The 12,187-nt window shown below is 58.0% G+C and carries 11 protein-coding genes; 2 read left to right on the top strand and 9 right to left on the bottom strand.

Annotated elements, in window-relative coordinates; translation table 11 throughout:
• The coding region (locus ABSG47_RS18230) for an HAD family hydrolase (RefSeq protein ID WP_424171169.1) at nt 1-656 on the top strand (656 nt) is incomplete at its 5' end.
• A 174-nt stretch (nt 657-830) separates the two neighbouring features.
• Here the strand turns inward: ABSG47_RS18230 and ABSG47_RS18225 are convergent.
• The 7 genes from ABSG47_RS18225 to ABSG47_RS18195 form a co-directional block, all read right to left on the bottom strand.
• A complete protein-coding gene (locus ABSG47_RS18225; protein ID WP_424171167.1) occupies nt 831-1,535 on the bottom strand; it encodes a hypothetical protein in 705 nt (234 codons plus the stop codon).
• Nucleotides 1,536-1,813: 278 nt separating this feature from the next.
• On the bottom strand, nt 1,814-2,245 hold the full coding sequence (locus ABSG47_RS18220) for a TA system VapC family ribonuclease toxin (protein ID WP_424171165.1): 432 nt from the start codon (nt 2,243-2,245) through the stop codon (nt 1,814-1,816).
• On the bottom strand, nt 2,235-2,504 hold the full coding sequence (locus ABSG47_RS18215; RefSeq protein ID WP_424171163.1) for a hypothetical protein: 270 nt from the start codon (nt 2,502-2,504) through the stop codon (nt 2,235-2,237). Before ABSG47_RS18215 ends, ABSG47_RS18220 begins: the two co-directional genes overlap by 11 nt.
• Before the next feature lie 594 nt (nt 2,505-3,098).
• A complete protein-coding gene (locus ABSG47_RS18210; protein ID WP_424171161.1) occupies nt 3,099-3,854 on the bottom strand; it encodes a carbonic anhydrase in 756 nt (251 codons plus the stop codon).
• Between the two features lie 118 nt (nt 3,855-3,972).
• Nucleotides 3,973-5,139 (bottom strand): methionine adenosyltransferase, encoded by a 1,167-nt coding sequence (gene metK, locus ABSG47_RS18205; protein WP_424171159.1) that lies wholly within the window; start codon nt 5,137-5,139, stop codon nt 3,973-3,975.
• Nucleotides 5,140-5,329: 190 nt separating this feature from the next.
• A complete protein-coding gene (locus ABSG47_RS18200; protein WP_424171157.1) occupies nt 5,330-5,851 on the bottom strand; it encodes a helix-turn-helix domain-containing protein in 522 nt (173 codons plus the stop codon).
• A gap of 553 nt (nt 5,852-6,404) precedes the next feature.
• Nucleotides 6,405-7,316: a tetratricopeptide repeat protein gene (locus tag ABSG47_RS18195; RefSeq protein ID WP_424171155.1), complete on the bottom strand. Its 912-nt coding sequence runs from the start codon at nt 7,314-7,316 to the stop codon at nt 6,405-6,407.
• A gap of 55 nt (nt 7,317-7,371) precedes the next feature.
• Here ABSG47_RS18195 and ABSG47_RS18190 point away from each other — a divergent pair, with 55 nt between their 5' ends.
• The gene (locus tag ABSG47_RS18190; RefSeq protein ID WP_424171153.1) at nt 7,372-9,051 is read left to right on the top strand and encodes a CRTAC1 family protein; all 1,680 of its coding nucleotides are present in this window, start codon (nt 7,372-7,374) and stop codon (nt 9,049-9,051) included.
• Between the two features lie 9 nt (nt 9,052-9,060).
• On the opposite strand, the gene ABSG47_RS18185 is transcribed toward ABSG47_RS18190, so the two are convergent.
• Nucleotides 9,061-10,188 (bottom strand): tetratricopeptide repeat protein, encoded by a 1,128-nt coding sequence (locus ABSG47_RS18185; protein ID WP_424171151.1) that lies wholly within the window; start codon nt 10,186-10,188, stop codon nt 9,061-9,063.
• A 211-nt stretch (nt 10,189-10,399) separates the two neighbouring features.
• On the bottom strand, nt 10,400-12,187 hold a 1,788-nt coding region (locus ABSG47_RS18180), incomplete at its 5' end, for a hypothetical protein (RefSeq protein ID WP_424171149.1).

Below are 12,187 nucleotides of genomic sequence, written 5' to 3'. Positions count from 1 at the left end.
TCACCCTCCACTGCCAGGGAATCCTCTTCGACATGGACGGGATCCTCATCTCGTCCCTCGGCTCCGTCGAGCGGAGCTGGACCAAGTGGTCCAACATGCGCGGCCTCGACCCCGCCTACGTCCTCACCGTCATCCACGGTCGCCGCGCCATCGAATCCGCCGCCGAGCTGCGTCCCGACCTCGACGCCGGCGCCGAACTCAAGCTGCTTGAAGAAATCGAATGCGCTGACGGCGAAGGCATCGAAATCCTCCCCGGCGTCCAGCAGCTTCTCGCCGCCCTGCCCCCGCATCGCTGGACTGTCGTAACCTCCGCCACAGAAAAGCTCGCCCGCACGCGCCTCGCCATGATCGGCCTGCCCGTTCCCGAGCGCCTCATCACCGCCAGCTCCGTGCCACAGGGCAAGCCCCACCCCCAGCCGTATCTCGAAGGCGCAAAGCTCCTCGGCTTCCGGCCTGAAGACTGCGTAGTCATCGAAGATTCCTATTCCGGCGTCAAAGCCGGCGAAGCCGCGGGCTGCACCGTCATCGGCACCACCTTCTCGCACACGCCAGAAGAGCTCTCCGCCGCCCACTACCTCGTCCAGGACCTCACCGGCCTCGAAGTCACACAGACCAATGCAGGCCTCGAGCTGCGCTTCGCCGCCATCCAGCGCTGATAGAAGGGCAAAGCGCGCGAGGCCTGGTACTGGCTCAGTTTGAATTGCCTTGTAACAGGGCACAACTTGAGTCGGGTTTTGTAACAGGGCACGACTTCAGTCGTGCCGAAAATCCGGCTGATAAAGTCTTGGGGCTTTAGCCCCTGCGGGATTTTTCAAGCTGAGCCATTACCCTCAGGGCATATTCATCGGAGCCGCCGTTCCATCGGACCACTTGTCGGCCACGACGAACAGAATCGTCACACGCTCCTGCGGGTCGTTCGCCATCATGACTGGTGAGTTGGAATCATCGGCAGCCCAGCTCTTCGTCATGTCGCCGGGCGAAAAGAACATCACATGCGGGTGCCAGCTCTTGCCCGTGTCGTTTAGGTACTGCTGCTTCGACATCATGTATGCCATCGCGCCGGGCTCCAGCGCCGAGAACTGATTCTTATCCAGTGCCGTCGCGATTTCAGCCTTTGATTTTCCCGCCAGCACAAGCCGGGTCTTCATCAGATAGATGGGCGCGAAACTCCTCGTGGCCTGCGCATTGAAGCAATGGGGCGCGCGCATCTTCGGGTTCCAGAACTCCGATTGATCCGTGCTCTGCCCCCACGATCTCTCCACGATGCAAAGAAAGCCATTGCTGCCCTTCACCGCGGTCTTATAGCCCGCGCGCCCCAGCACCATCACTTCGGCTTTATCGGAAATGGAACGGGGCGCGGCACTGCGAGCCAGCGCGATCTCGGATGTCTCGTCCGCTATCAGGTACTGATCCAGGGGAGCCATCGCCGGATAGGCTGCCGTTCCGGCCTGTGCAACTGCCTGTCTCCCTGCGCCAGGTAAAACAAGCTGTAGTAAAAACGCCAAAGCGATGATCTTGACGCGATTCTTCCTCATCCGATCCTCCCAATCCACGCATTTCGCGCCGGTGAACATCTATCCTGAGATCGATTCGCAAATTGTAAACAGGGCAAAATAGGCAGTGTCAAGGCAAATGGCACACTTCACGATTCAATGATTCCACCCGGTCAAAACAATACTGCCCGGAATATCTCAACTGGCGATAACAGAGCAAAGCGCTCATTGACGTTCGTTTGTGACCCCAAATTCAATCAAAAATAGATCAATACCGAAAGACGCGCTTCTGAAGGAGGACGAGAAGCACGAAAAAACCCTCACCCCTCCAGCAACACCACACTCCCCCGATGCTCCCCCGCCAAATGCAGCATCGCCCGGTCAAACGTAACCAGCGCCATCCCAGCCTCCAAAGCCATCCCCAGCAACCACGCATCTGTCACCTGGTTATGGCCATGAATCTGTCTCCGAAATGGCCGGGTCAGCGTCCGCCAGTTCGTTGTAATTGGCAGATAGTGATATCCAGGCCCCTTCGTCAGAATCTCCAGCAGCGCCTCGGCCTTCTCGATGCTCATCCCGACACGTGGATGCGTCACGATCCGCAAAAAACCGGCCTCGGTAAACGGAGACAGAGCCCACTCAATCCCTGCCTGGTCGAACCAGCGTCTCACTGCCTCATGATGGCTGTGTTGTTCGTCCAGAATTGCAATCAGTACATTGACGTCCAGCAGATGCCGCTGGTCAGTACTCAAATTCGTCCTCCGAGAGTTCCTTCACCAGCTCTGGGGTAATCACAAGGCCATTTTCCCTCTTCGCCCGCACCCAATATCCCTTTTCCGTCTGCCTGAACTCTGGAGGAGCCAGAACTGTCTCTTCCTCTGGCGCATTTTCCGCCCTGTTCAACACAATCTCGCTTACCGCCGCCCCCAGCGGTATCCCTTTGCCATGCGCGTAGGCATAAATGTACTCGTACGCACGCTCATCCAGATGAAGATTCGCCCTGACACTCATGAAGCAATTATGCACTAATTGAAAATTTGGTGCCAAATAATAATTTAGTGCCAAAAATTACACCCCTGCAAGGAGCGCTCTTTTTCTTGTCAAGTCCCTTTCCGAAAAATACTTCTTAAAGCATCTCTCCCGAAGGTATAAAGTTCGGGCACCCCACCCTCGCCGCGTATTTGTTTTTGCGGCCACGCTGGGGCCGCTCTACAGCATGAGGAGAAATGCTCTAACTCGCTGATTCTAAATACCAAAGAACTTTGCGCGCGTTGCATATAATTACGGGCGTTTATGCAACACTAAGAATGAGCAGAAAAAACAAGGCCCGAATCCCACCGGATTCGGGCCTTTCGCTTTTCTGATCTCTGATTCCTGGCTGCTGATCTCTTCAAACTGTGAATCTGTGAAAGGAGCCAACCCCGCATGTCCCTGAAAAACAAGCAGCTTTCCCCAGACAGGCTCACTCTTTCACAGTTTTACAGCCATATAGCCCCACACAGAAACTGTGAAGCGGCATCCAATCCACTCAAAACAAGCAACTTGCAATCTATCCCAGCACAGGATAACTCAAGCAGCCGTGAAACCGTGATCCAAAGGCCAACCCTACTCGCTGGCCTCAATCGTCCGCCCATGCGGATCCTGCAGCTCCCGCGAGTTCACCGGATAGATCGCCGAAAAAACGCGAATCTGCTCCCGGCTCACCGGCATCTGCTGCTGGAAGATCAGCCACTTCACGCCCTCCGTGCAAGGCGGCGCAGTTAGCGAGCCGGTATAGGTCCAGTAACCACGATCCCCAGGAAGAAACCCGCCGGGGTTCACCAGATCGCTAACCTTTGCCGTTTGCCCTACAGCCTTCGGCATGCTCGGCCACAACGTGGAAAGCAAAGTATTCGGCTCCCCGCGGTTCTCGATCAGCCGCACCGCAACAACAGCGATCTTGCCATCGGAGCTCTTGTGTACCAGGTGAACCACCATATCGGAAAGCTTGCCCTTCACCGCCTCATCGCTCGGATGGTGAAAGTGGAACTGCTGCAGATCGTAGCGAACGCCTTCATACACGATGTAGCTGCCCGGCGCCACATTCACCTGGATGGTGTGGCCAGTGTTCACCATCTCCACCGGCCCTGTCAGGTAATGAAATTCAATCGGCTGCAGAGCCTTGTTCAGCTTCGCATTGCGAATATCGACAGGGGACTGTTCTTTCCCCACCGAGCAGGCCTTCCACGCAGGGTCCAGCTTGCCCCAGTTGAGGGGACCGTACTTGCCAATGTAATCCCATTTGGTGCCGGTAGAGGTGGTTTGCGCAGACGCCGCACACACAAGGCCGGCCAGAAGCAGTGCAACAGCAGGAAGACGCATAGTTTGCTCCAAAACAATGAGTAACGGAAAGATTCTACAGCAGTGACAGGGTTGTGGACTGCCGCAAAAGAAAATGGGGAGCCACCCAGGCTCCCCATAAACTTTGCGCAGATTGTTTTTACTTCGCCGCAGCCTGTACAGCCTCGGCCTGTTCCTTGAGAACCGGAGCCTTGTCCGTAGCTTCCCACGTGAACTCAGGCTCGTTGCGGCCAAAGTGTCCATAAGCAGCCGTCTTCTGGTAGATTGGCCGGCGCAGATTCAGGCTCTCGATAATGCCCTTCGGCGTCAGTGAGAAGTTCTTGCGAACCAGTTCCGTGAGCTGTGGCCCGCTGAGCTTGCCCGTGCCAAACGTATCCACGAGAACCGAAACCGGATCCACCACGCCAATCGCGTAAGCGAGCTGCACTTCCACACGGTCAGCCAGGCCCGCAGCCACAATGTTCTTGGCAATATAGCGCGCCATGTAAGCGGCCGAGCGATCCACCTTTGTCGGGTCCTTGCCCGAGAAAGCGCCGCCGCCGTGACGGCCCGCGCCGCCGTAGGTATCCACGATGATCTTGCGTCCCGTCAGTCCGGAATCGCCCATCGGTCCGCCGATCACAAAGCGGCCCGTCGGATTGATGTGGTACTTGGTGTGCTCGTCCAGCAACTCGGCGGGCAGAACAGCCTGAATCACATGCTTGAGAATGTCCGCATGCAGTTCGTCGTTTGAAACCGTCTCCGCATGCTGCGTGCTCACCACAACGGCATCAATACGAACCGGCTTGCGGTTCTCGTCGTACTCCACCGTCACCTGGCTCTTGCCGTCCGGCCGCAGGTAAGACATCTTGCCGCTTTTCCGAACATCGGTGAGCCGCTTCGCCAGTTTGTGCGCAAGCGCAATCGGCATTGGCATCAGCTCAGGAGTTTCGTTCGAGGCATAGCCGAACATCATGCCCTGGTCGCCGGCTCCGCCAGTATCCACGCCCTGGGCAATATCGCCCGACTGCTTGTTGATCGACGAGATCACCGCGCAGGTGTTCGAGTCAAAGCCATACAGCGCATTGTTATAGCCAATCGAGGCCACCACGCCGCGCACCAGTGTCTGGAAATCGACATAGGCCTTGGTGGTGATCTCGCCTGCGATGACCACAAAGCCCGTGGCGGTCAGTGTTTCCGCGGCCACGCGGCTATAGGGGTCCTGCTCAAGACATGCGTCCAGAATAGCGTCAGATACCTGGTCGGCAATCTTGTCCGGATGACCTTCCGTGACGGACTCTGATGTAAACAAGAAACGGTCGCTCAATTTAGGATCCTCCCTTGCGGGGATGTATTTGGAGTAGCCGACGCTTCGGAAGGGCGGACCAAAAGTCCGTACCGGGAGCTTTAGCCTTGCCGATGCCGCTCTACTGACAATGGTAATTGGAAGCCCCGCTCTGGAGCAAAGCATGTCATCGGGCAGCGGATTCAGACGGCTGAACGGAGCAATGCGGAGGTTAAGCGGAAAAATTACCGGAGGACACAATAAAGCGGGAGTCGCGCGGCTCCGATGGGCTGGTCTGTGCCGGCACGTGAGTAAACGGAAGAATATGCTGCCACCAGCCGGCACGGATGCCGTAGTAGCGTACGACAAGGAAGGCTCCCGCGGAAACGGCTACCAGAAGCAGCAAAGCGCCGAGCCAGCGCACGCGAATCTCGTGCTGGTCATGCCTCTGCAGCCTGGCACGGCCCACGTTCGAGGCAAACTCGGCCCAGTTGCGGTCGTCGTCGATAATCTGGCCGGAGGCGGAATAAGCGCGCAGAAAACGCTGCGTCCAGTCCTCCTGATCCAAACCGATCGCGCCGGCGTAACCGCGGATAATGCCCTTATTCAGGATTCCGCCCGGAAGCTGGCGAAAGCTCTCCTGCTCCAGCGCCAGAAGATGGTGCCGGCTGATCTTGGTTACCGCCGTGATGTCCTCCAGCGCAACGCCGCGAGTCACTCGCTCCTTGCGCAGGTCGTCACCGAAGCTGCCCATTCCCTGCCCTCGTGCGGCGCAGTCTCATGCAGCCGCCCGCTCAGTCGAGGTATTCCGCCTCAAATGGATTATCCTCCATCGATTCAAGGCGGTCTAGTTCCTTATAGGGATACATCGGGCGATTTTTTCTGTTCTTTACCGGATTGGGATCAGATCGGGAGAGACCAGTTTGGTTCGACAAGCAGATGGCAGTTTGCAATCGCTTTAAAAGGGCACGGCTTCACAGTTTGCGGAAAAACTCAAATCGGACCAGCTTTGTAACAAAGCACGAGTTTACTCGTGGCGTAACTATCGCAAAATGAGTCTGGCCTTTAGGCCCTGCGAATGTTTGTTCACCAAACCTGCCTTTTTCCGCAACCTGTTCAGCCGTGCCGAAAAAGCTACAAAACTTCCGGGCTTTAGGTAGCCCCCGAGGCGGTTTCTTCAAACTGAGACACTACCAAAGCACTCCCCAGGGGCTCCTGAGCAATGTCTTTTACCGCAATTTGCCGCTTTGCGCCTCTGCGCTATACAAGCGCTTTGCTTCAACTTGTCTCGATCCCTCTTCCCGGAACTACGGCCCTGGCTGCTTGTCCTCCAACTGCTGCACAATGGCCCGCTCCCGCTTGCCGTCCTCGGGGCGGTTCATAATGGAATAGATAGTCGACAGAATTATGTGCGGTTCCACCCACTCTGGATCGGACTTCGCCAGCGATTCCAGCAATTGAATCGCTCCCGCGTTATTGCCCTCGGACTTGTAAACCTTGGCCAGTTCCAGCCGCGCAAGAGGCCAGCCCGGGCGCAGCGTCAACGCCAGTTCCAGCAGCGGACGGGCAGAGACATGATCTCCCTTCTCGGAGTACAAAATTCCAAGGTACAGGTTGGCGTCGAAATCATTCGGCTCCCTGCGCAGAGCCGCCTCAAATGCCTCCACCGCGGCATACCTGTTGCCGGATGCATACAGGCACTTTCCCTTGAGCGTCTGCGCTCCCGGATAATTCGGATTGATCTTGATCGCCTCTTCGGCATCCGCCTGCGCCTCATGAAACTGGCTGCGTTCAAACCGCATTGTTCCGGCAACCATCCACGCGTCGGCAGCGCCGCGTGCCCGCGCCACCATCTCCATGCGCTGCACGCCCTCATCGGTTTTTCCGGTTCGGATCATCGCGTAGCCAAGCACATACTCAAGATCCAGATTGTTTTCGTTGCCTTTCTCAAGCGGCGCTACGGCTTCGTATGCCTCCGCATCTCTTTGCAGCTTGATGTCCGCGTAGCCCAGCAGCACCGCGGCGCGAACATCCTGCGGATGGCTCGCAAGAAAGTCCGAAAGTTCCCGCCGCGCATGATTCAGATCGCCTGATCGGTAGTCCGCAATCGCCTTGTCCATCTGCGCCCTGGCATCGTCCTGAGACGCGCTCTGCTGCGCAGTAAGTCCCGCAGCCGCACATAACGCGGGCATCAGTACAAATGGCAAAACGGATCGCATGGCAATTCCGATTCTACTGCGGCATGCGCGGCAAATCGTACAATCCATAGAGGCAATGCAATCCAGAGCAATCATCTATTGTGCATCCGTGGCGCTGGCGACTCTTGGTTTTACTTCCTTCGTCCCGGCACAGCAGCCTGACGCGCCCATCCAATTCCAACTCACCACGCTGCCCTTCCAGGTCGATGGCAGTCCCACCCAGGCCAGGAACATGCCTGAAACTATGGCCGGCGGCGTAGCTGTTTTTGACTACAACGGCGACGGTCGCCCTGACATCTTCTTTACCAATGGAGCGGATATCGCCACGCTCAAAAAGACCTCCGCCAGGTATTCCAATCGCCTCTTCCGCAACGAAGGCAACGGCAAATTCACCGATGTCACCGCGCATGCCGGCCTGGCCGGCAAAGGCTTCGATATCGGCGTTGCTGTTGGCGATTACGATAACGACGGCCATCCCGATCTCTTCGTAGCCGGCGTCCATGGCAACACTCTCTATCGCAACAACGGCGACGGCACCTTCACCGACGTTACAAAGCAGGCGGGCCTGGATCAATGGACCGATCCCGAGTACGGCCCTTTGTGGTCCGTGGCCGCCGTATGGGTTGATGTCAACAACGACGGCCTGCTGGATCTCTTCGTCGTGAATTATCTGCAATGGAGCTACTCCGATCAGCCGCGCTGCGTAACCGAGAACACCGCCGAGTACTGCCATCCCCGCAATTTCAAAGGCCAGCCCAACCAGCTCTTCATCAACCAGGGCAACGGAACTTTTAAAGATGCCTCGAAGGAATGGGGCATCCGCCAGCAGGTGGGCAAAGGGATGGGCGCGGGCATAGCCGATTATGACCTCGATGGAAAGCCAGACATCTTTGTCACCAATGATGCCGAATACAACTTTCTCTTTCACAACCTGGGCAACAGGTTTGAAGAGGTCGCCTTCCAAACCAACGTTGCGCTCGCCGAGGATGCCGCATTCATCTCCGGCATGGGCCTCGATTTCCGGGACATCGATAACGATGGCTATCCGGACATCGGCTATGTCGCTCTCAAAGGCCAGACCTTTCCCGTTTATCGCAATACTGGAAAAGGTGATTTCACGGAAATCACATCGCAGTCGGGTATTCGCGCCGGCAGCATGAAAATGTCCGGCTTTGGCGCAGGGTTTTATGACTTTGACAATGATGGCTGGAAGGATTTCTTTGTCGCCCGCGGCAATGTTGTCAGTTCCTGGCCGCTCGGCATTACCTTCGGCGAGCCTAACGCTGTCTTTCGCAATCCCGGCGCGGGCGGAGGCAAGTGGACAGCCTACGTAGCTGAAGCCGGATTCACAGATGCCACCATAGCGCGCCATCGCGGCTGCGCCTTTGGAGACTTTGACGGGGACGGTCGCATCGATATCGTCGCCACCAGCGTTGACGCCCCTGCCGAGCTCTGGATGAATCGCAGCCCGCATGCCGGCCATTGGCTCGACATCGCCCTTACCGGCGTCAAATCCAATCGTGACGGCATCGGTGCCCGCATCAAGGTTGTGACCAAAGCCGGCGCTCAGTACAACCACCAGACATCCAGTGTGGGCTATGCCTCATCGAGCCTGGGCCCCGTGCATTTTGGACTCGGCGCTGAAACCCGCGCGCTCACCGTTGAAATCGCCTGGCCCAGCGGCATTGTGCAGAAACTCGAAAACGTCGGCGCCGACCGCATCGTAAAAATCACAGAGGCCGTGCCAAAGAGCTGATCGTGTGCGCTACTGTGCATGCGGCGCCCCTGTCTGTTGCTGCTTCGCGTCAAGCTGCTGCACAATGCCGCGCTCGCGCTGCCCATCTTCCGGGCGGTGCAGCTTGTAGTACAGCGCCGCCAGCTCGACATGCGGATCGAGCCAGTTCGGGTCGGCTTTTTCCAGCTCTTCCAGCGCCTTTGCGGCCTCATCCTCTTTGCCAGTCATCGCATTCAGCTTCGCCATCTGAAATCGCGCCTGCGCCATCTCCGGCTGCAGTTGCAGCGCTGCTTCCAGCAGCGGCCGTGCCTGGTCGAACTCACGCTTCTTCACGTGCATCGTGCCCAGGTAGAGATTTGCCATAAAATCCTTCGGATTCTGCCGCAGCGCTGCTTCAAATGCCGGCTGCGCCGCATCGGTGTCGCCCATTGCATCCCGCGCCTGACCCGCCAGCGTAGCCAGCCCCGGAAAATCCGGATTCAGCTTCATTGCGGCGTCCAGATCCTTGCGCGCCACTTCAAACTCGCGCCGATGCAGCCTTGCCGATCCCGCAATCACCCATGCGTCCACTGAGTTCGTAGCGGCCGCGGCCTTTTCCATGCGCGGCATTCCATCCACTTCCCTGCCACTCTCAATCAGCGCATCCGCCAGCACGTATTCAAAATCCATATTGTCGCTGTTCGCCGATTCCAGCGGCGTCAGCATCCCGGCAGCCTCTTCAGCCCGGCCCAGCTTCACGTTGCAGTAGCCAAGCAGCAGGGCCGCTGTGAGCTGCCCAGGACGCTCATCGTGGACTGCCTTGAACTGCGGCACTGCATTCTCGCAGTCGCCTTTCTTGTAATATGCCAGCGCCAGGTTCAGCCGCACTGAGGTTTTATCCGGCACCAGCTCCAGCGCGCGCTTATCCTCTTCAATCGCCGCGTCAAACTGGCCAGCCGCGGAGAGCGCCGCGCCCAGATTCACATGAGCGTCTCCAAAATCGGGCCGCAGAGCCAGGGCTTTTCGGTAGCTCTCAATCGCGCTCTGTAGATTCCCCGCCTGCTGCGCCGTAATGCCCTGGCTCAACAGATTGTCAGCCTGCTCGCTCGCCGCGAAACCAGGTTGCTGTGCCGCGGCCTCCATGGCCAGTGCGGCCAGCATCAAAAGAACAAAACGCATAATGACAAGGATAAAACGGACTGCCTGATTAAGTGGCACGAACGGTAGGTCACGGCTTCAGCCGTGACATAAATGCAGCAAAATCAATGCGGCTTTAGCCGCTGAGGTATGCTTCACGGACTTAATCAGACCTTCCTTAGCCCCTGTGGCAGTTTCTTCAAACTGAGACGCTACCCGGCCTTAAGGTCGCGTCTCAGTTGAGCCGCTCGCGCTACTGCGGCTTCGGCGCCTCTGCCGGCTTATCCTGCGGTGCGGCGGGCGGCGCGGCGGGCGGCGTACCCCCGGCCTCGTTGTAATCCACAATTCTCATGCTCGATCCAAACCGCTTGTAATCGCGGAACTCCATCGTGTTCATCAGCGCCGAGTGCATCCCCGCCGCATTCTTCTTCACCAGCCGCATCTGCGCGCTCACCGGCAGCAGGTAGTCGTGGCTGTTGATGGACACGTAATCGTAGTCCACGCCTATGCTCGTTGCGCGTGTCCTGAAGGCCGGCGGCATCTCGTCGGCAATCAGCGTCACCCTCCGCACGCGCCGCGTCACCGAGTCGATGAACACCTGACCATGAAACGCAACCGTTGCCTCGCGATTATCCAGGTCCGTTACGCTGAAGGCCGAATTCTCTTTCGCAATCTTGTAGTTGAAAACCTGCACCGGCTGCTCATTCAACTGGTCGGTCTCCTTCCACGCAAACTCCGCCTTTGATTTCTCCCCGAAGATCGACTTCAATACCCCGCCGAATTCGCCGGTTGAAACTGCGCCCTTCATACCGTCGCGATCCACCTTACTCGTCTTGCCGTTCACTTCCAGCGTGCTGCGTGACTCCGTCTTGTCGCGGAAGCGCAGCAGCTCCACAATCGTGTCCTGCAGCTTCCATCGCCCGCTCGCCGAAGAATCGATCGAGCGGTTGGTCACCTCGATACACATGAAGTTCGGCAGTCCCTCGTTATAGTCCAGGGCTGCCCGCCGCGCATCTTCAACCAACTGATGCGCCTCCGCGGCCGCCAGCGGCGGAAACGGATTCGTTGCGGCGCCGATTGCCAGCACGCCTGGCCCATGCGTCTCGGTATCGCCAACCGTCAGCGATACATCCACCTTGGCGGCAGACCCGCCGCCCATGATCGTAGCCGCTTCGCCATCCACGTGGAACGCAAGCTGGCTCTCCGTCGTCTTGCCGCCCTGCGTAAAATAGGCCTTCACCTTGTAATCGCCCGGCGCCATCGCATGCGATCCAAAACTCGACAGAAATGGGATTGCCGCATCATCCGTATCGCCCGGATGAACCGGCAATGTCGAGCGCTGCCCAGCCTTGCCGTTGTGCCAAACCTCTAATTCCAGCTTCGGCGCGTCTTTTGCTGCCGCGTCTGGATGCGCGATATAGAAGATGGAAACGCCTTTCGCATTCTCCGGCAGTTCGCCTGTCAAATTCGGCGTCACCCGGCCCTTGTCATAGCGCAGCGGTTCCAGAGGATCGTCATCGTCGTTTTCACGCACAGGATCCATCTTGCGCACCAGCACCATATCGCTCAACGCCGCCGGCGGAGTCACTGTGAACGGTATGCGCTGCGCGCCCATCTTGCCGCGCTGCTCGTCGGAGACGGCAACCTCCAGCGTGTACTCGCCCGGCGTGGTCAAAAAGTACCGGTGCAGCTCGATTGTGCCCGTATGATCGCGGTCCAACTGCTCCAGCGCGCCCCGCTTCACAATATCCTCGCCAAAGTGCTCCACGATTACGCCGGACTTATCCAGGATGCGTCCCGCCACAATCACATGCGCCGTATAGAGACTCGTGTTCGCATCCTGCTTTGTCTCAAGACCGCTCAGCGGCACCTCAATCGCAACGGTAGTGGTGTTCCCGCCCGCCAGATCGCCAAAGCGAAGCAGCGCCGCGTGAAAGTCCACATCGCTCGGCAGCTTCATCTCGCCCAGAGTCTTCAGCAGCGGAGCCTCAAATGGCCGTATGCTGCCATCCGCGCCCGGAGCCAGCGCATAGTAGCCCGT

It is taken from the genome of Occallatibacter sp., from assembly GCF_049510455.1.
Lineage (GTDB): Bacteria > Acidobacteriota > Terriglobia > Terriglobales > Acidobacteriaceae > Telmatobacter.
The sequence above is the reverse complement of the archived record's forward strand: the minus strand, read 5'-3'. Positions and strand labels throughout refer to the sequence as shown.